At 56.7% G+C, this 19,704-nt stretch carries 21 protein-coding genes; 15 read left to right on the top strand and 6 right to left on the bottom strand.

Annotated features, from left to right (window positions below):
* Positions 1–8: 8 nt before the first annotated feature.
* The 13 genes from asd (at position 9) to C7459_RS04215 (ending at position 11,789) form a co-directional block, all read left to right on the top strand.
* A complete protein-coding gene (gene asd / locus C7459_RS04150; RefSeq protein WP_109686648.1) occupies positions 9–851 on the top strand; it encodes an archaetidylserine decarboxylase in 843 nt (280 codons plus the stop codon).
* Positions 852–1,021: 170 nt separating this feature from the next.
* Positions 1,022–1,393, top strand: coding sequence for a hypothetical protein (locus C7459_RS04155; RefSeq protein ID WP_109686650.1), 372 nt, complete (start codon positions 1,022–1,024; stop codon positions 1,391–1,393).
* Between the two features lie 43 nt (positions 1,394–1,436).
* Complete coding sequence (locus C7459_RS04160) at positions 1,437–1,649, top strand: hypothetical protein (protein ID WP_109686652.1); 213 nt, start codon at positions 1,437–1,439, stop codon at positions 1,647–1,649.
* A gap of 43 nt (positions 1,650–1,692) precedes the next feature.
* Complete coding sequence (locus C7459_RS04165; RefSeq protein ID WP_109686654.1) at positions 1,693–2,364, top strand: serine/threonine protein kinase; 672 nt, start codon at positions 1,693–1,695, stop codon at positions 2,362–2,364.
* Between the two features lie 686 nt (positions 2,365–3,050).
* Entirely contained in the window at positions 3,051–4,742 is a 1,692-nt protein-coding gene (locus tag C7459_RS04175) for a DNA repair helicase XPB (RefSeq protein ID WP_109686658.1), read from the top strand.
* On the top strand, positions 4,739–6,331 hold the full coding sequence (locus C7459_RS04180; RefSeq protein WP_109686660.1) for a helicase-associated domain-containing protein: 1,593 nt from the start codon (positions 4,739–4,741) through the stop codon (positions 6,329–6,331). Before C7459_RS04175 ends, C7459_RS04180 begins: the two co-directional genes overlap by 4 nt.
* 257 nt (positions 6,332–6,588) lie before the next feature.
* On the top strand, positions 6,589–7,140 hold the full coding sequence (locus tag C7459_RS04185; RefSeq protein WP_109686662.1) for a ReoY family proteolytic degradation factor: 552 nt from the start codon (positions 6,589–6,591) through the stop codon (positions 7,138–7,140).
* 156 nt (positions 7,141–7,296) lie between these two features.
* On the top strand, positions 7,297–8,010 hold the full coding sequence (locus C7459_RS04190) for a creatininase family protein (RefSeq protein WP_109686664.1): 714 nt from the start codon (positions 7,297–7,299) through the stop codon (positions 8,008–8,010).
* 217 nt (positions 8,011–8,227) lie between these two features.
* Positions 8,228–8,767 carry a ubiquinol-cytochrome c reductase iron-sulfur subunit gene (locus tag C7459_RS04195; protein ID WP_109686666.1) on the top strand — a complete coding sequence of 180 codons (540 nt, stop codon included), beginning with the start codon at positions 8,228–8,230 and terminating at the stop codon, positions 8,765–8,767.
* A gap of 23 nt (positions 8,768–8,790) precedes the next feature.
* Positions 8,791–9,462: a menaquinol-cytochrome c reductase cytochrome b subunit gene (gene qcrB, locus C7459_RS04200; RefSeq protein WP_109686668.1), complete on the top strand. Its 672-nt coding sequence runs from the start codon at positions 8,791–8,793 to the stop codon at positions 9,460–9,462.
* A gap of 55 nt (positions 9,463–9,517) precedes the next feature.
* Complete coding sequence (locus C7459_RS04205; protein WP_109686670.1) at positions 9,518–10,279, top strand: menaquinol-cytochrome c reductase cytochrome b/c subunit; 762 nt, start codon at positions 9,518–9,520, stop codon at positions 10,277–10,279.
* 68 nt (positions 10,280–10,347) lie between these two features.
* Entirely contained in the window at positions 10,348–10,935 is a 588-nt protein-coding gene (locus C7459_RS04210) for a DUF1405 domain-containing protein (protein WP_245884388.1), read from the top strand.
* Between the two features lie 53 nt (positions 10,936–10,988).
* Positions 10,989–11,789 (top strand): sporulation protein YpjB, encoded by an 801-nt coding sequence (locus C7459_RS04215; RefSeq protein ID WP_109686672.1) that lies wholly within the window; start codon positions 10,989–10,991, stop codon positions 11,787–11,789.
* A gap of 44 nt (positions 11,790–11,833) precedes the next feature.
* Here C7459_RS04215 and C7459_RS04220 read toward each other — a convergent pair whose 3' ends face one another.
* On the bottom strand, positions 11,834–12,697 hold the full coding sequence (locus tag C7459_RS04220) for a YitT family protein (protein WP_109686674.1): 864 nt from the start codon (positions 12,695–12,697) through the stop codon (positions 11,834–11,836).
* Positions 12,698–12,831: 134 nt separating this feature from the next.
* Between C7459_RS04220 and C7459_RS04225 the strand changes: the two genes are divergently transcribed.
* Positions 12,832–13,785 carry a CPBP family intramembrane glutamic endopeptidase gene (locus C7459_RS04225; protein ID WP_170119254.1) on the top strand — a complete coding sequence of 318 codons (954 nt, stop codon included), beginning with the start codon at positions 12,832–12,834 and terminating at the stop codon, positions 13,783–13,785.
* Between the two features lie 48 nt (positions 13,786–13,833).
* Here C7459_RS04225 and C7459_RS04230 read toward each other — a convergent pair whose 3' ends face one another.
* Both C7459_RS04230 and C7459_RS04235 read right to left on the bottom strand, forming a co-directional pair.
* Entirely contained in the window at positions 13,834–14,430 is a 597-nt protein-coding gene (locus tag C7459_RS04230; protein WP_170119255.1) for a DedA family protein, read from the bottom strand.
* A 75-nt stretch (positions 14,431–14,505) separates the two neighbouring features.
* Positions 14,506–15,555: a YkvI family membrane protein gene (locus tag C7459_RS04235; RefSeq protein ID WP_109686680.1), complete on the bottom strand. Its 1,050-nt coding sequence runs from the start codon at positions 15,553–15,555 to the stop codon at positions 14,506–14,508.
* Positions 15,556–15,720: 165 nt separating this feature from the next.
* Between C7459_RS04235 and C7459_RS04240 the strand changes: the two genes are divergently transcribed.
* The gene (locus C7459_RS04240) at positions 15,721–16,518 is read left to right on the top strand and encodes an undecaprenyl-diphosphate phosphatase (RefSeq protein WP_109686682.1); all 798 of its coding nucleotides are present in this window, start codon (positions 15,721–15,723) and stop codon (positions 16,516–16,518) included.
* A 40-nt stretch (positions 16,519–16,558) separates the two neighbouring features.
* On the opposite strand, the gene ylbJ is transcribed toward C7459_RS04240, so the two are convergent.
* The 3 genes from ylbJ to C7459_RS04255 form a co-directional block, all read right to left on the bottom strand.
* The gene (gene ylbJ, locus C7459_RS04245) at positions 16,559–17,815 is read right to left on the bottom strand and encodes a sporulation integral membrane protein YlbJ (RefSeq protein WP_245884389.1); all 1,257 of its coding nucleotides are present in this window, start codon (positions 17,813–17,815) and stop codon (positions 16,559–16,561) included.
* Positions 17,816–18,128: 313 nt separating this feature from the next.
* Positions 18,129–18,707, bottom strand: coding sequence for an O-methyltransferase (locus tag C7459_RS04250; RefSeq protein ID WP_109686684.1), 579 nt, complete (start codon positions 18,705–18,707; stop codon positions 18,129–18,131).
* Positions 18,708–19,691: an aromatic ring-hydroxylating dioxygenase subunit alpha gene (locus C7459_RS04255; RefSeq protein WP_170119256.1), complete on the bottom strand. Its 984-nt coding sequence runs from the start codon at positions 19,689–19,691 to the stop codon at positions 18,708–18,710.
* Between the last annotated feature and the right edge of the window lie 13 nt (positions 19,692–19,704).

A 19,704-nucleotide genomic window follows, 5' to 3' on the forward strand; every position in this document is an offset into this window, starting at 1 on the left:
AGGAGTCCATGAACGATCGTTTACAACTGTTTCTGATGAATATGATTCCCAAGAACTCGATCTCCCGGCTGGTCGGCACGTTTGCGAGCAGCGGGTTGAGTCGCTCGTTCATCCCGATGTACATTCGCAAGTTCAACATCAACGTCGACGAGGCGGAACATCCGGTCGAGGCGTATCCGAGTTTGGTGGAGTTTTTCGTCCGTCGCTTGAAGCCGCACTTGCGTCCTGTCGCGACCGGCCCACATGTCGTGGTCTCGCCGGTCGATGGCAAGGTTTCGCAGTATGGTCGGATCGATGGCGGTCGCGTGGTACAAGCCAAGGGCGTGACCTATACTGTCGAGGAGTTGCTCGGCGGTGACAAGGAACGGGCCCAGCGCTATGATGGCGGCACGTTCCTGACCGTCTACCTCAGTCCGACCGACTACCACCGCATCCACACGCCGTTGGAAGGCCAAGTGACCGGCTACACCTATGTGCCGGGCACGCTGTTCCCGGTCAACCCGTTTGGCGTGCGCGCGGTTGCGGGCCTGTTTGCCAAAAACGAACGCCTGATCACCTACTTTGCCACGACGGCGGGCGAAGTCGCGCTGGTCAAAGTCGGGGCGACGATCGTCGGCTCCGTCAAAGTGCTGTACGACGTAAAAGCGGGCACGAACATCCGCGGTGGTCGACTGGAGAAAAAGGACGTCACGAACGGCCCGCGCTATGCCAAGTGCGAGGAAGTCGGGCGTTTTGAGTTCGGCTCTACGATCATCCTGCTGTTCGAACCGGGTGCTGTCGAGCTGATCGACGACCTGTACCCCGAACGCGTCGTCCGCTTGGGCGAAGCGATCGGCACCGTGCGAGTGTGAGAACAAGACCAGACCCTGCGGGGGCTGGTCTTTTTTTCTAGGCAAGATGTCGCGCTGTTTCAACTCTCAATCCCTAGTATCGCGTACCGAGAGGCTTGACTGCTGTGATATACTAACGTAAACCTGCGTAACCATTACAAACGCGTCCCGTACAGAGAGGAGATGACGAGATGAACCAATTTATCAATGTCAAAGCACTATCCGGTGAACTAAAACGCACAGAGATTCGCCGGGGCATGGGCTATCGCTTGACCAACAAAGAGGTGATCCTGCTCCGAGAAGACATTTCATACCACATCCTGTTGGAGGACATCCTCGGTCTGATCTCTCGCGATGAGGAAGAAGCGAATGTTCTTGAACAGTTGCTGGGGGATACCCGGGTATCTTCACAGCTCAACGGGGTGATGACGTTCAAGATTGTGGTCCACAAGATGCGGGTCTACAACCGCAGCGGTGTGCATGAGCGTGGAGCTTCGACGGTGTACGCGAACCTGTCCAACGGGTTTAGCACACAGTTGGTGGAACTGCTGCAGGCGATCTAACATACGATATCCCAGACCTATAGATGTCTGGGGGAATTGACCAATGGCAGCAGCAGCACCGAAGAAACCGGGAACCAAAAACAACAAGAAAAAAGTATTCGCCGAGAAAGCCCGTCAACTGCAGATGCAGATCGTGACGGTGGAAGTCTGTCATAAGTGCCCGAACGTCTGCACACGCGGTGAGCAGTATATGGAAAAAATGAAGTCGCCGGGCGCAGTCGGCTACGGCGTGCCCTGTCACTTGCGCAGAAAGTAAGGGGCCGGGGGCAGCGCGGGCGGGCGGAGAGGGGAAGTACCTTATGCCAATTATTGAAGAAATTCGCGACCTCGTAGCGGACGTCCGCATCCGATCCGTGAACCCGCGTGACCCGGTACATGTCAAAAGCCAACCGGAGAGTTGGCGGTGCATCGGCGTCGGCAACTCAGCGGCGGTGTTCCAGCCCAAGAGCTACCCCAACGTAGCGGTGAAGATCTACGCCCCCGAGTTCGAGAGCATCTGTGCAAAGGAAGCGGACATCTACGAGCAGTTGGGGGAGAACGAGTATTTCCCACGCTATTACGGGCGAGGGGAGCGATTCCTCGCGATTGAATACAAACCGGGGAAAAACCTCTACGATTGCCTGTTGCAAGGCGTGGAGATTCCGGAGCAAGTGATTTTCGATGTCGACCAAGCGATTGCCTACGCGCAGGAGCGCGGGTTAAACCCGTCTGACATCCATGTGAAAAACGTCCTCGTCCACAACGGGCGCGGCTATCTCGTCGACGTCTCCGATTACCGGAAGCAAGGCGACTGTACCCGCTGGCCGGATTTGAAGCGCGCCTACTACGACTACTACCAAGACCTCTACCGCCCTGGACTCAGCATCCCTTCTTGGGTGCTGGAGACGATTCGCAAATGGTATAAGTCGCCCGAGGGCGGCTCCTCCAACATCGGAGCCTTTGCGGAACGGGTGATCAAGATGTTTTTCTAATAAACAAGCGATACAGAAAAACTCCGCGATCTAGGCGGGGTTTTTTGCATGAATTCAAAATCGTATATCGGCTACCGTACTCGCTAGATGTATAGGCTCAAGTACGTGAATAAATTTCCTGAAGTTTTTCACAATCAATCGTGATATACTTCAAATGCACGTAACACTTTAATTGAACGATCTGGTTGAGACTCCGCCTGAGGACTAGGCGGAGCTTTTTTTGTGTCGTGAGGAGGAAGTGCCATAGAATACTTCTCATACGATCCTTCCATACCCGCTATGATAACTTCTTATTGAGTAGAAAGAACCGCTTGAATTCACTATAATATAGAAAAAACTTGGATGGTGAACGAATTGAAATTTGTAATGGGATGCTTTTCACTCTTGACTTCATGGGTGTTTTTTTACGTTACGCTAACATGGGGAGTTGAATGGACACAAGGCATGAAGTTCACGGATGTCACTTTTATCTGGGTGCTCTTTATCGGCCCCTTGGTTTCCTTTTTGCTCTCCGCGCTCGTCAATTACAACCTCCCGAGAATCCAATCTCGTAAACTCCTCACAGGGATCGTCCTCGCACAGTGGATCGTTAGCCTCCTCATCGTTTTGAACACCCTGTTCTAACACAGGGTATACCACCCCCACTCCTCCACCAATACTAGGAAAAAAGCGGAAGAGGGATGTCCATGACGATTCCCAAGCCTCTGATCGTGCAGTCGGACGGAACCTTGCTCGTCGAAACCGCCCATCCAGTCTATCCTGAACTGCGCGATCAACTGGTGCGGTTTGCTGAACTGCTCAAAAGCCCAGACCATTTCCATACCTATCGACTCAGCCGCATCTCGCTCTGGAATGCCGCCGCCAATGGGTGTACGCCTGAACTGGTTCTGACGCTCCTGCACGCGCACAGCCGCTACGCGCTCCCGTTGCACCTCCAACAGTTGGTGCTCGCGGAGATGAACAAGTACGGCTCGCTACAACTCGTCTCCGGCACCGATTGCCATGTCCTCCAAGGCGACCGTGCCCTCCTCGAAGCGATTCGTCAGCTACCCGGCGTCAAGGAACACCTCCAAGGCCGCAAGCGCACCCTCCTCGAAGTCAAGGAGCGCTCGCGAGGCCCGCTCAAACGCCTGCTCGCCCAACACGGCTACCCTGTCCAAGATCTCGTCGGCTACCTCGAAGGCGAGCCGCTCTCCCTCGAATTGCGCACCAAGACGCGCGCGGGCCACGCGCTGCTTTTGCGCCCGTACCAACGAGAAGCCGTCCGCGCCTTCCACGCCGAGGGCAGCGGAGTCGTCGTGCTCCCCTGTGGAGCTGGCAAGACCGTGGTTGGCATCGCCGCGATGGCACAGGCCAAAACGCACACGTTGGTGCTCACGCCCAACATCGTCGCCGCTCGGCAATGGCGGCGTGAACTGCTGGACAAAACCGACCTCGACGAATCCCTCGTCGGCGAATACACCGCCGAACAAAAAGAAATTAAGCCGGTCACCATCACCACCTATCAGATGTTGACATACGCCAGCGGAGGCAGCAAATCCAAAACCAACAAAACCTACCCGCACTTCGAGCGTCTGAACAGGGAGCGGTGGGGGCTGATCGTCTATGACGAAGTACATCTGCTCCCGGCCCCGATTTTTCGCTTGACCGCCGATGTCCAGAGCACCCGCCGCCTCGGGCTGACCGCAACGCTGGTGCGAGAGGACGGAGCGGAAAGCGACGTTTTTTCCCTGATCGGTCCGAAAAAGTTCGACGTGCCATGGAAGGAGATGGAGCAGGGCGGCTACATCGCGCCGACCACCTGCTATGAAGTCACGGTGTCGATGGCGCACGACTGGCGCGTGAAGTACATAGAAGCTACCCAACGCCAAAAATACCGCATCGCCAGCGAGAACCCGCGCAAGCTCGATGCGCTCCAAGCGCTCCTGCGCCGCCATGAACACGACCGCGTGTTGATCATCGGCCAATACCTTGAACAACTCCAAACCGTCGGAGAACTCCTCAGAGCGCCCGTCCTGACGGGGAAAACGCCGACGCCCGAACGCGAACGGCTTTTCGAGCTGTTCCGCCATGGCGAGCTGCGCGTATTGGTCGTCTCCAAAGTCGCCAATATCGCGATCGACTTGCCGGATGCCAATGTCGCGATCCAGCTCTCCGGCGCATTCGGTTCACGACAGGAGGAGGCCCAGCGCATCGGTCGCCTGTTGCGACCGAAACGCGATGGCGGGGAGTCGCATTTCTACACCGTCGTCACGCGCGACACCATCGACCGTGAGATGGGGAACCGCCGACAACTGTTTTTGACGGAACAAGGGTATGCGTACCGCGTGCTCGACGCCGAAGACTTGGACAAGCCCCCGGAGGTGCATCCTGTATGAGACTTAGCGAATGCTTAAATTCGTCCGACATCACCACCCTGCGAAACATCGCCAACGCCTACGCATTTGACTGTTCGAAAAGCTCCAAGAACGCGCTGATGCAAGCGATCATCACCCATTTTCAGAACCGCACGTTTATCGCGGGGACGCTCGATGGGTTGAAGGAGAAGGAGCAGACCTACCGTGAGACCATCTCCCAATTGATGCTCGACTCCCGCCGCGAGTTCTCCCGCGAGGAAGTGCTGGCGATGGTGCGTCGGACCATCCAGCCCAAAAAGGAAGGCCATGACCAGAAGTGGATGAATCGCCTGCTCTCTGACGGCTGGCTCTACCGTCTGAACTCCAAAGGTGGGCGCCAGTTCTACTTCATCCCGGAGGACCTGCGCCGCACGATCCGCGAGTGCCTCGGCCAGTCGCTCAAACAACAGGTACAAGTCGCCGCTCAGACCCCGATCGTCTACCGGGACGAGAACTTGGCGCTCGTGCGCGACACGGGCGTTTTTCTCCACTACATAGGCCGTCACGATACACGGATCACCAAGGACGGCACGCTGATGAAACGACAGCAACAGGAGGTTTTCTCACTCCTTGAGATCAAGGAGGAGCCGCTCGGCAAAGTCTCGTGGCGCTTCGGCTATGGACGGCGGTTCCACGAGTACCCGGATCGGTTCGCGCTGATCTACGACTATTGCTACGCCCGCGAACTGATCCAAGAGACGGTGGAGGGGCAATTGATCCTCGGCCCGCAAGCTGTATCGTGGCAGGAGACAGGGGAGAAGGAGCGAGCGGCCGATCTCTTCCGCTACTGGCGGTTGCTCTACCGGCGGCCGATCCCGCAATTGCGCCTCTGCGTCAACCTGCTCGCCAATGCCGCAAAGGACGACTGGGTGTATGCGGCCTCCGTCAACGCCTTGCTCGCACCGTATGTGAAGGACTACTATTATGACAAAGCCCCGCTCGTGATGGAGTTGCGCATCTACAACATGCTTGTGCATCAAGGACTCCTCGCACACGGACAACTCGCAGACGGCAGCGCGGTGCTCAAAGTCACACCGCTAGGCCGGGAATTGCTCCTGCAGGAGGAAGTCATCGCAGAGGAGGTCGAGAGCCCCGTAGAGGAGGCTCTACGCGTTCCGTTGATCCTCCAGCCGAACTTTGACCTGCTCGTGCCGATCGAGGGCGCAGAGCGCCTCGCATGGGAGCTTGAGGAAGTGACCGACCTGATCCGCGTGGACACGATGCGCGTACATCGGATTACGAAAAGTTCGATCGCTCGCTGCTTGGACAGCGGCTGGACCGCGGAGACGGTGCTTGATTTCCTGCGCGAAGAAACGGGCGACATGGTGCCTGGCAACGTCGAGCGGATGATCCAGCAGTGGGAGTCTGAATTCAAGCGCGTGCAACTGCAGCGCGCGCTCATCGTCAATTGCCAAGACGCTTCGATCGCCACCGATCTCAAAGTCATGCCGGAGATCGCGCCCTACTACCGCGCCGACCTGAGCGAAACGCAGTTCGTGATCGCCGAGCGAGGGGCCCGCCCGCTCCAAGACATCCTGCGCCGCATGGGCTACCAAGCAGATCTGCATTGAAAAAAGGACGAGCCGACCAAACGGCTCGTCTTTTTCATTCCCTGCATTTCCCCCTTCACAGACAAACATCAAGGTGTATATTATAGAACTACATCCCATCAGATTCTGACCCGGCAGCTAGGCATCCACACAATTTCCGAAAAATTATTGAAATAGAGGAAAAATGAACTAGGGTGCAGAATAGGATGTAGTAAGTCAGGAATATTCGAAACATTCGTATAACTGATTCCGATTGAGAAGTGAAGGAGGGAACGCAGATGGGAGAAGTAATCACGATTGCTGAGAAAAAGACGTTTATCAAGTGGTTCCTCGAAAAATACGACCTGCAAAACCGTGAGGCAGAATGGCTCCTCCAATATATTGCTTCCTCAGATCAACTGCTCGAGCGCGTCCACTTCATCGACAACTTCCGCAACCTGCCCAAGACGATCTTGGTTTCGACCAAATGCGTGCAGATGACGCCGTTCAAGTTCTACAAGAACAAGCGCGTGACTTCCGACGTTGAAAAAGCCTTCCTCGACATCCACAACAATCCGAACGAAGACATATATATCGGTCTCTTCTTTAAAGAACGCACATCCTCCCCAGAGTACGCGGCCGTCCTTGAACGCAATCCGATGGATGACACCAAGGAAACGATCGACGCGCTGGTCTCGCTCCAAGCCGAACTGATCCTCGATCATGCCTTCAAGCAATTCCGACTCAACAGCCTCTACGAGCGCATCGACCAAGCGCTGGCTGTCGGCGACCAAGCGTCATTTCAGCAATTGACCTCTGAACTGAAAACTGTACTGGAACCGGGTGCCTGAGGCATCCGGTTTCTTTTTTGGCGAACGTTCGAAAAATTGCCGTTTTCTGATGCTGTCCGACACTGGAAGCGGAACTTGGAAAGGCGTAGAATCAGTTTTGCATAGTGCCTCATACTAGGTAGACACAATAAGCATACTGGAAAGGAGGGGAAAAACATGCGTCTCACTCACGTACATATGAAAAAGTTCGAGGAGTACTCGCCCTACATTGATACTGTGATCCTGCCGATCGGCACGATTGAAGCTCATGGGCTACACGCGCCACTAGGCACCGACGTTCTGATTCCGCAACGGTTGGCCGACCACCTCGAACGTCAACTGAGCGGGCGAGTCTGGACACTGCCAGCCGTTCCATTCGGCAACACGTGGCACCTGCAGGACTTTCCAGGTTCGATCGATGTGCCGTCGCGGATCTTTGCCGACTACGTGCACGCCGTCGTCTCGTCATTTGCACGCTGGGGGGTGAAAAACGTCGTGCTCCTCAACGGACACGGCGGCAACAACACCGCATTGAATGAAGTGGCGACCCGTCTGGTCGATGAGGGTCTGCGCGTGCTGGTCAGCAACTACTGGGTTGACTACCGCGAGGAGATCGCCCAGATCACGCCAGGTGTCGGTCATGCAGGCGAAGATGAGACGTCGCTGGCGATGGCTGTGGATGCTTCAACCGTTGAACTCGAACTGGCTGGGGAAGTCGTCAACTTGGAAGCTACCCGCGTTCGGTTCCCGAACATGGGGCGCGAGATGTATCCGAATGCCTACTCTGGAGACCCAAAGGCGGCGTCTGCAGAGAAGGGGGAGCGGTTGTTTGAACTGATCAGCACCCGCCTCGTGCAAGAGATCACAGCGCTGTGGAGTCACAACTCGTAACTTTTTGTGACATTTGTCGATATGAGAAAAATAGCACATGCGCTTGCTTGACACTATAATAGGCAGACTGTAAGATTGAATCGAGATGCACGGGTTACGTTTTACATACCATTCTATTTGTCGAATTCGCAGGAAATGACGCGAATATTTTTTGACTTCGGGTATGTCGAAATTTGACCGGTACGATTTTTTCAATGGTAGGGAGGTTAGATGGACAATGAGTGACAAGAATGGCAAACAGGGGCTCTCCCGCCGTCAGTTCCTTACCTACGCACTCGGTGGTACTGGCGCGTTCATGGCAGCGACCATTGCAGCTCCACTGGTTCCGTTTGCTGTTGACCCGCTTCGACGCACTTCCGGCGGCGGCTTTGCAGACACTGGTCTGAAGGAAGCCGATATCAAGGAAGACTTCCCGGTTGCTGTCGATTTCAAAGTCCACCGCAAGGACGGGTGGATCGAAGAAAACGTCAAGATGCGCGCATGGCTGATCAAGGACAAGGCAGGCAAGATTCTGGCTATGTCTCCGATCTGTACCCACCTCGGGTGCCAAGTCGCGGGCAACGTCGACGACAGCGGCAAAGCAAAACCGTCTGATGACGGTGAGTGGTGGTTCCACTGCCCATGCCACGGGGGTCGTTACACTATCTATGGCATCAATGACAAAACCAAGCCGCCGCAACGCCCGCTCGACACGTATGAAGTAAAAGTCGAAGGCGGCAAAGTCCTGCTCGGCGCAATTTCGCAACGCAAAGCGTAATAGGAAGTAGGTGAGACTAACCAATGTTCAAGAAAACGTATGACTGGATCGACGAACGGCTCGGCGTTACACCGATCTGGCGTGACATCGCGGACCACGACGTTCCGCCACACGTCAACCCTGCGAACAAGATGTCCGCGTTCGTCTACTGCTTCGGCGGATTGACCTTCCTGATCATCGTCACGCAGATCCTCTCGGGGATGTTCTTGGCGATGTATTATGTACCGGATATCGTAAACGCGTATCGTTCTGTGCAGTACATCACCGATGAAGTTCTCCTCGGCCAAATCGTCCGCGGTATGCACTTCTGGGGCGCCAGTTTGGTCATTATCATGATGTTCCTCCATATGCTTCGGGTCTTCTTCACAGGTTCCTACAAGGCACCGCGCGAGTTGAACTGGGTTGTCGGCGTTTTGATCTTCTTCGTCGTCATGGGCTTCGGCTTTACCGGTTACCTGCTTCCGTGGGACCAAAAAGCATACTGGGCAACCGCAGTCGGTGCGCAAATCGCCGAATCGGTACCTTTCGTTGGGAAATACATCAAGACCCTGCTCATCGGCGGCGACGTGCTGGGCGCATTGACCCTGACTCGCTTCTTCGCGATTCACGTGTTCTTCCTCCCGGCTGGACTTCTCGGCCTGTTGGGCTTGCACTTCATCATGATCCGGAAACAAGGGATCGCTGGTCCGCTGTAAGATCGATGATGGCAGGTATTGCTCAACTTAGCTAGAGAAGGAGGTTGCCAAGAGAATGGGACATGATCATTTTCGCGAACGTATTCCGGGAACCCCGCGGTTCAAGGAAAAAGATAAAAACAAGCCGGTCGGAACTGAACCGTTCTTCCCGAACTTCCTGCTGAAGGAATGGATTGTAGGTTCCCTGTTCCTGGTCGCATTCATGCTGTGGATCGTCTTCAATCCGGTTGAACTCAGCGATGTAGCGAACCCGTCTGACGCGAGCTACACCCCGATGCCAGACTGGTACTTCTACTTCCTCTATCAACTTCTGAAGTACTTCCCAGGGAATGTTGTCTGGCTCGGCTCCGTTGTCTTGCCGGGGATCGCAGCAACGCTGCTGATCATCGCTCCGTGGCTCGACAACTCCAAAGTACGTCATCCGTTCAAACGCCCGGTCGCGACCACCGCTATGATGGTCTCGCTGTTGCTGATGATCTGGATGACCTACGAAGCACACGTACAGCACTCCGAACATCTGGCTTCGCAGCCGCAACATAAATCCACTGCGGATATGCCGGCTGACACCACGCTCGTTGATTCGACTGACCCAGGCGCGAAGATCTTCGCAACGTCTTGCGCAGGTTGCCACGGTCAAGACCTCAAAGGCAGCGTCGGTCCGTTCCTGATCGGTGTGGGTAACAAGTACGACGAAGCGAAACTCGTCGATACGATCACCAAAGGCTTCCCGCCGAACATGCCTCCGAAGGGCGGCCTGTCGTCGGACGACGATGTCAAAGCTGTTGCAGCTTGGCTCTCGAAGCAAAAGCAGAAATAAGCTAGAACCAAAACCGGCCTCTCTCTTGAGGTCGGTTTTTATACATATCGCTGTGGAGGTTTCCGCTTTTGGTAAACTGGTCGATGCTGAAACTACTTTTGATGAACCGGCCCTTTCTCTGGCTGCTGTTCCTCTTCAACCTGCTAGGCTCCATCTACGGCTTCTATTGGTACGGGAACCAGATGGCGGATACGCCGTGGTACTGGAACTTTTTCGTCCCAGACAGCCCGACGTCAAGTTCGTTTTTCACGCTGGTCGTGCTGCTCTGGTTGTTGCGCCGCACGTCGCCGGTGCTGGAGATGCTCTCGATGGTCACCAACATCAAGTACGGGATCTGGGCTTGTGGGGTGATCATCACCTACTGGTCGGCAAACGGCACGGTCGATGCGATCGACTTGATGTTGATGCTTTCCCACGGGGCGATGGCGGTCGAAGTGGTGCTGTACAACTTCAACTACAAGTTTGACCGCAGCGTGCTCTGGATCGGGGCTTGCTGGCTGCTGTTCAACGATTTCGTGGACTATGTCTACGGCATCCATCCGTGGTTGCAAGATGAACGCTTCACCGCAGATATCCAGTTCTGGACGCCGATGTTAAGCTTGGCTGTGCTGGTGTTCGTCGCCCTGTTGCGCCGAGGCACGGCTCGTTCGAAATAGCATGTCTAAATGATCGCCTCCACCCATAGTTTGATGGTGGAGGCGATTTTTTTATGATGCGAAAACTCATGTGGGCTTGGCTCTTGTTTCTGCTGGTCGTAAGCCTTGCGGTGCCATCTGCTGGAGCTCTCACGGCCTTGGTGAATCCGATCACGCTCTACCAAGAGGCCGTCAAGGTGGAAAACCAGATCAAGAGTGCGGAGAACCCGGCAGCGGTGCTCCCCGCGCTCGACACGTTGTCCGACATGTACACCCGCCTCGACCCCAGCAAAATTTCGCAGAAGGTCGAGGGCATCCAGGCGGTGACCAACGAACTGATCGCGCTCAAGCAGTTGTATGCGGCAGTCAAAGGCCCTGAGCAAGCGGTGGCGGAATTCCGCATCCACCGCATCGTGGTGGCATTTGATTCGCTGGCGTACCCGAACTCACCGGCGTGGTTGCCCGTGGCGCGCTCGATGGAGAACAACCTCGACAAACTGATCGAAGCGGTGGCCAAAGGGGATCAAAAACTCGCCAAGACGGTGTTCCAAAAATTCCGCAACGAGCGCGACCAAATCTGGTTGGCGTTGACGCTGCACGGCAACCCGTCCGACTTGCAAGTGCAAGCGTCCGCATTTCGCTTCGTGGAGGGGCAGTTGGCTGGCGAGCAAGTCACCGACAAACAAGGAACGCTCGACGCACTGGGGCACTACAAGGGAGCGCTTGGCAAGCTGACCTCCGAGATCAGAGTCGCAGGAGATCCGCCGCTGTTGCCCGTCTTCTACGTGGAGCTAGGTCCGGCGACGTATGGCACCGCATGCGGCGGATTGCTCTGCTGGGCCGGATGGCGCGCGTGGCGGAAAAAGAAAAACTAGGACACCCGTCGGGCTCCTAGTTTTTCGTTTTTCCGTATGGGCGATCACTTGGCTTTCAACGGGTTGAACCCTTCCCCGAGCACATCGTGGACTTCGTTGACAACGAGGAAGGCATCCGGGTCGATGTCGCGGCAGATCTCCTGCACGCGGGAGATCTCCTCCCGGGAGACGACGACGTAGAGCACTTCCTTGTCCCGACCCGTGTAACCGCCTGTGCCTTTGAGCAGCGTGGTTCCGCGTTCGAGTTCGTCTTGGATCTTCGTGGCGATCGCTTGTGTCGCGTCTGAGATGATGAACATGGCGCGAGAACTGGAGACACCTTCGATGACGACGTCGATCACGCGGGAGGCCACGAACAGGGCGACCAGCGAGTACATCGCGGCGTCCTTGCCGACGATGAAAGCGGTCGCGGTGATCACGATCACGTCGAGCGTGAACATCGTGCGGCCCATGCTCCACCCGAAGCTGTGGTTGACGAGCCGAGCGATGATGTCTGCGCCACCAGTCGTGCCGCCAAAGCGGAAGATGATCCCGAGCCCGAGGCCGGAGAACACACCACCGTAGAGGGCGGCGAGCAGCTTGTCCTGCACGCCCATGTGGAACAGGTCGATGGTGAACTCCGAGAACACGGAGACGCTGACGACGCCGACGATCGTCTTGATGATGAAGATTCGACCGAAGCGCTTCCAGCCGATGAACAGCAGCGGGATGTTCAACACGATGAATGAGATCGAGAGCGGGATGTTGTAGAGGTAGATCCCGAGCAAGGAGATGCCGACAAACCCGCCTTCCGCGAGCCGGTTGGCGATGATGAAATTGTTCAACCCGAACGTGAACAGGAAACTCCCTGCGAGGATGCCGATGATCGAGAGGATGGCGCGTTGGATGCGGTTGTTGCGTTGTAGCATGGGTTACTTCCTTTCTAGCTTGAGTCGTCCTGAGATGTCATTGCCCTAAGTGTACACAGCGGAGAAAGCGGGTACAAGATGTAAAAAAGAGCCGTAATTTTTCGACAATGAGAGCCAAGAAAGAGGGGGATGCCATGAACCGAGGAAGAGTCTGGGCGCGTCGGGTGCAAGTGACGGGAGCGGTGTTGTTGTGCGGGGGGTATTTGCAGGATGTGCTGTTGACCTTGCAATCGCTGACGTTGCGCCGCGACACGCACGGTACGTGGCAAGTGTTGTCCGATCCGACCAGCATCTCGCGCAACTGGACGCTGGCGGCGTTTTTTATGATCATCGTGGGTCTCGTGGCGTTTGCAACCGGGTATTTGTTGCGTCGCAGGGGGGCTGAACCCGCCTCGATCAACCGCCTGACGTGGCGGCATCTGTGTCTGGCGCTCGGCTGGGTGGGCCTGTTGTTTTTTGGCGGGATGTACGCGTTTTATTTTGGCCTGGGCGCGCTCGTTCCGTCCGCGCTGCGGCAGAGCGCGGGTCTCGCAGCGCTCGGTAGCGTCTCCATGCAGATCGCGGCGATCATCGCCATCCCCTTGTACTACCGCCGAGCCACGCATGAGATCGGGCTGAACCGTCCGGTGCTGACATGGCGAATCGTCGGGTATGTGCTGATGTTTTTCATCGCGATCTTCGCGGTTTCCCTGCTGACCCACTCGCTGGGCAACTGGTTTGGCATCAACACCAACTCATACCGGGAGCAGAACATCTCCAGCGAGCTACACACCGCGTGGTGGCAAGGCAATCTGTTCCTCAAACTTCTGCCGATACTCGCGTCCTCGCTGATCGCTCCGATCGGGGAGGAACTGATGTTCCGCGGAGCCGTGCAGTCGACGGTCACCACCAAGTGGGGGCCGCTCGCCGGTCTCTTGCTCTCCTCGCTGTTGTTCGCCCTCGTGCATGCGGACGTCGTGTTGTTCCTCCCGATCTTCGTCATGGGCTTGCTGTTCGGCATCCTGCGCTGGGTGACCGGGTCGCTCTGGGCACCGATCTGGCTGCACGCGCTGAACAACTTCTATGCGAGCTTTTTGGACCTGCTTTGAGTCGCAAAAAGACCTTCGCCGCGAGCGACGAAGGTCTTTTTTTGTGGACTACACCTTGCGCTTGCGCCAGTAGTAGAGGCCCAATGCGAGGCCAACAACGACGAGCAACAAGACAAACCACAGCACGAAGCGGTGGGTGATCTCCGATACTTGGGCCCAGTGTACACCGAGCGACTTGCCGAGCGTGATAAACGTGAACGTCCAGATGAGACCCCCGAGATAGGCGAACAGGGCAAAGGGCGGATACTTCATGCGGCTCATCCCAGCGGCAAACGCCGTGACGTGGCGAATGCCGGGGATGAAATAGCCGATCATCAGGACGATCTTGCCGAACCGCGCATACCAACCATTGACTTTCGCCAGCCGTGCCTCTGTGACCCCGAGACGACGGCCAAACTTTTCCACTACGGGCAGGCCGAGGCGACGGCCGAGCCAGTAGGAGATCGTGATGCCGGTCATGCTGCCCAACAGCGCCGTCAACAGGGTGAACCAATAGTTCAACACCGACTGGGAAACGAGGTAGCCGCAGTAGGTCATCAGGATCTCGTCAGGGATCGGCAAGCCTACGATGCCGAGCACCAACGAGAGGAAGAGTCCATAGTATCCGTAGTTCGTAACAAAATCCAAGACTGTGTCCTTGACCACCATGAAGTCCTCCTAAGTCCCTAAACCTTCCAGAAAAATACGCACGTTTAGGATATCACATCCTGCCTGACAGGGCTAGTTTTTCAACTTGACACGCGGCCAGAGCAGCACGAGCAACAGCAGGAAGCTCAAGTTGCCAAAAATGGGGTAGAGGTACTGAACGATGTTGGAGAAGCCCACCTGCGCGACGAAAAAGGCTGCGGTCAGGATCAGCACGGTGACCAGATAGCCTTGCACCGGACGGCGCGGGGAGGCCAGTTGTGATCCGAGGCCATAGACGTTGGCGATCAGCGTGGAATAGATCTCACCGAACAGCGCGACGGTGAACAGGCCTTGCATCAGCGGGTTGAACGTCGAGGACAGGAAGCCCATCGGCACCTCATATTCGAGGATTCCCGGCATCCGCGTCGACATGGCATATTGGGCGCCGAGCAGCATCACGCCGAGGCCGAGCGCCCCGATCAGGCCGCCGAGTTTGAGGGCGCGGGTGCTTTTGATCTCGCCGCCCAGCGGCACCAGCACCGATACGGCGAGGCCGAGATTGAGCGCCGCGTAGGAGATGCCCGACGTGATCCACTTCCAAGGTTGGACATCATGCAACGGGGTCAAATTCGGCAGATGGTCGGTCTGGAGGAAGCTCTTGGTGAAGATCGTGAGCACGACGACGAGCATGATCGGCACGATGATCGAGTTGGCGACCATGATGCCCTTCATCCCGCGCAGGATCGTCAGGAACGTCAACACCATCGTCAGGATCACGCCGATCTGGAAGGACAACTGTAACTGTTCTTCGAAAAGTGCGCCCACGCCAGCGAGCATCGCCACCGTGACGAAAAACAGCATGACCATCATAAACGTGTCGATCGCACCGGCGATTTTGTGTCCGAATAGATAGGCGGTCAGATCGCGGTAGGATTGTGCTTCGAGCTTGCGACCCAGCAGGAGAATCTTGATCCCCACCCACGCGAACATGAACGTGGCGAGGAGGATGCCTGGATAGGCATAAGGCCCCAGCATCGTGAAAAATTGCAAAATCTCTTGCCCGGAGGCAAACCCAGCGCCGACCACCGTCCCGATATACGTGAAGGCGATCTGCAGCGCAAGGCGCAATTCGGTTCGTGTCATCGCATTTCCCTCCCTACTATGAACCTTATTACAGAGACAGGTAAAACATGTCCCGCGTCTGGCCAGACCTGATTTCCAATGAGCGTGTACTACTCATGAGGTCAAGCTTATATAGTAGGTAGTGGTCGCTACCTTAGCAGGTGCAAGAGAGAAGGAGGGATTGGGTTGTCAGTTTTGGAGGCGATCTTTCTCGGGATCGTGCAAGGTCTGACGGAGTTTCTGCCGATTTCGAGTTCCGGTCATCTGGTGCTGTTTCAGCGCTTGTTCGGGCTGGAGGAGGGGGCGCTGACGTTCGACGTGCTGTTGCACTTCGGCACCCTCGTGGCGGTGTTCGCTGTGTTCTGGCGGGACATCGTGGCGATTTTGAAAAACCCGTTTGGCAAATTCGGTCGGTTGATCCTCATAGGCTCGATTCCGACCGCGTTGATCGGGCTGGTGTTCCAAGACTTTTTTGATGAAGTCTTCGCGTCTGGGGCGACACTTGGTGTGGAATTCATCATCACCGGGGTCGTGATCTGGTGGGCGGATCATGCGCGCCGGGGCACGAAGCAACTGCGGGAGATGAGCTATGGCGACGCGATCCTGATCGGCACTCTGCAAGGGGCGGCGATCCTCCCGGCGATCTCCCGTTCCGGACTTACGATCATGGGCGCGCTGTTCCGTGGACTCGATCGGGAGTTTGCCGCGAAATTCTCGTTCCTGATGTCGATCCCGGTCATCCTCGGGGCGAACCTGTTGGAGATCAAGCACTTGGTGGACGGCGAAGCGACCCAAGCAGGAGCGATCGGGATGAACGAAATCCTCGGAACCCTGTTCGCCGCCGTGGCCGGGTACTTCGCGATCAAGTACATGATCCGGTTGATCGTCAACAAAGGGATGCGGATGTTTGCTTGGTACGTATGGGTGCTGGGCGGGCTGATCCTCTTTGACCAGCTCGTGACAAAGGTCTACTTCCACTTCTAAAAAAACCTTGGTTCCCGTGGGAGCCAAGGTTTTTTTCTGTCTAGCGGGAGTTGGATTTCGCATTCCAAGCCACGAAGCGTGCCGAGCGGAAAAAGTGAATTACCAGCGAGAGCGCGACCACGCCGCCGAAGACGAGGAACCAATTTTTCACCAACAGCAGCGACAGACCCCAGTGCGGGCCAGAATCGTTGACCGTGGACAGCACCGGCAAGAAGTTCGCCATCACCGAGACCGCTTGGTGACCCCAACCCATCTTCCAAAAAACGAGGGTCAGCACACCCGCGAGCAGTGCGTGCAGGAGGCGTGCAATCATGTACGGCTTCATGCGCACATCGGTGCCGATCAGCACCGCTGCGGTCTGCGCGTGGACGGAGAGCCCGGCCCAGCCGACGAGGAAGGAGACGACGATCAAGGACTGAATCAGCGGCACCTGCGGGAGTGCGGAGATCGCGATGCCGAGGTCGACTTCGAACAGGCCCGCGAGCAAAGCGGGCACGAGACCAACATCGAGACCCAAGAGCTGGAACAGCCCTTCCAGCGGAGCGGCGAGCAGTCCGAGGAAGCCGACGTTGGTCAGGATCTTGAACAGGACAGCGAAAAACATGATGAACCCGAGGATCATCAGCGAGGTCTTGATCGAATCGTTCACCGCGTCGCCGAGCAATTTGCCAAGTGGGCGACCGTCTGCTTGGCGAGCGCGACCCAGTTCTGCGAAGGCACGGCGGAGGATGTTGCCCTTGGGCTTGGCCGGGATCGGAGTCTGGTCAGTTCCGTAAAAGCGGAAGGCAATCCCGACGAGCAAGGCGGCCAGATAGTGAGCGATCGCCAGCAAGAGGCCGAGTTGTGGAGAGTGGAACAGCCCGATGGCGATCGCTCCGCACAGGAACAGCGGGTCGGCGGCCGTGGAGCAGGCGAGCAGACGCTCTGCTTCGACACGGGTGACCAGTTTGTTTTTGCGAAACTTGCTGGTGACGACCGCATTGACAGGGTATCCCGCTGCGACGCCCATCGAGACCGCAAACGCTCCCACGCCGGGCACGCGGAACAGCAGGCGCATCAACGGTTCGAGCAGCACGCCTGCCGCATGGACCACGCCGACGCCGAGCAGGAGTTCAGCGAGGATGAGGAAGGGCAGCAGCGAGGGGAACACAGACTGCCAAAACAACTTCATGCCGGCGAGCCCTGCCTTGTACCCATCCTCTGGGTAGAACACCAAAGCCATCGTCAAACAAACAACCGCAGTTGCCAACAACATCGTGGAAAACCGCTTGGGCAACCGCGCAGGCGATGTGGACACAGGTACCTCATCTCCTTTTGGGATTTTGACAGGGACGACCCTATGGTGATGGATATGCAGGCTTGTATTGAAAAAGAAGAATAGGCGAACGCCGTGTCCAATTCCCCCCACCTGCCATAGGATGTGGATAAGAAACGGACAGGGGGTGAGATCATGTACGGTGTATTCGGTGGTTACACGCAATGGGCAGTCGTGTTTCTGATCATCTTCGTGCTGTTCTTCTTGCTCGTCCCCGGCCTCGGCGGCTACTAAGCGATCTTGAATCGGGAGCAAAAAGCCCCCTGACCACAGTGAAGTGGTCAGGGGGTTTTTTTCAGTCTAATTTGCAGGTCACATGATCCCCAGACCCGATCGGCACGGTGACAGACGAAGCATCATCGAGCAGATCGACGGTGAATTTATACGCTTCGATGCCGATCACGCCCTTGTGTGAGATCATGTTGTCGGCGACCACCAACCCACCCGGACGCACTTTCGACCAGAGCGAGGCGAGGTAAAAGGCGTACTCGTCCTTCATCCCATCGAGGAACACGAAGTCCCACGGACCTTCCAAGTCCTCGATTTTTTCCAGCGCGTTGCCTTCGATCAGCTCGATGCTGTCGGAGAGCCCCGCTTTGTCAAACATCTCGCGCGCCAGCTTGATCTTGAACGGGCTCATCTCACAGGTGTAGACTTTGCCGCCATTGGCACGTGCCGCCTCGGCGAGAAACAGCGTCGAGTAGCCGCTGGAGGTACCGACTTCCAAGATGCGTTTCGCTCCGCTGTGCCGGAGAATCAAGTTGAACAGCATCCCCGTGTCAAAGGAGATGCGCCACAGATCTTCCTCCAAATCAGGCTGGGTTTCCAGTTCTTCCAGTTCTTTGAGCGTTTGCAAGATGCGTTCGTCTCTCATTTACTCTGCCTCCTGGGACTCCGATTGGAGCGCTTTTTTCAACATCAGCCGGTAGCGCACTTGCTGGGCATCGGAGCGCACGTGAACTTCGGCACGCGGGTGGAGCGGGAGGTGCTTGGGCCGCAAGCCTTCGACCACCGGACGGTCTTCGTCCAACACGGTGATGTTGTGTTCATAGTGCACATCGTCCAACAACTCGATGTCCTGCAGGAAATTGCGCAGCGCGAGGCCGTAGATGATCGTCTCGTCCTCGCCGTTTTCATCCACGGTCGGGGTGAGCGCGAGGTAGGTCGCCATCTGATTTTCCTCCAGCATGTTCGTGCGCAGGGTCAGTTGGTTCGGGAAGGTCAGGGTGATCGTGGATTCGCCCTTGTAGTCGGCTTCATGGATCGGCGTGCGCAACAGCGGGTGAAAGGGCTTGGCGTAGACGCAAATTTCATCATCGGTTGCGGTAAAAGCGGGTCCATCGACCATCGGGTCGACCTCCCCTGTCGTGGTCGGATGCACAAAGGGCAGGTGTGACACGTCGAGTACGCTCTCGGCCACCCGTGTGAAGTGTGCGCTCCACGTCGCTCTGAACGGCACGGCTCGCCAGTCTGGGTCGGTCAGCTCCGGTGGCAGTTGGAGTTCCGTCATCCACTCGATGTCGCCGAGGTAGACCCAGACAAATCCGGCCACCTCGCGCAGGGGATAGGAGCGGACATGGGCCGCGAGCGGGATCGGAGCAGCACGTCCGTTGGACGGAATGTAGGTGCAGCGGCCCGAGCCGTCATACTCCCAGCCATGAAACGGGCAGGCCACACAATCGCCAGCGTGCCGTCCGTCAGACAGACGGGCGCCACGGTGTGCACATTGATCCGCCAACGCGTGTGCCACGCCGGAAGCATCGCGATAGAGGACCAGCTCTTGATCGAGAATCGTGCGCGCGAGCAGTTCGTCTGTCAATTCGGAGCTGAGAACTGCGATGTACCAGGCATTTTTCATGAAATCACCTCGA

The sequence above is a fragment of the Tumebacillus permanentifrigoris genome, assembly GCF_003148565.1.
In the GTDB taxonomy this organism is placed as follows: Bacteria; Bacillota; Bacilli; order Tumebacillales; family Tumebacillaceae; genus Tumebacillus; species Tumebacillus permanentifrigoris.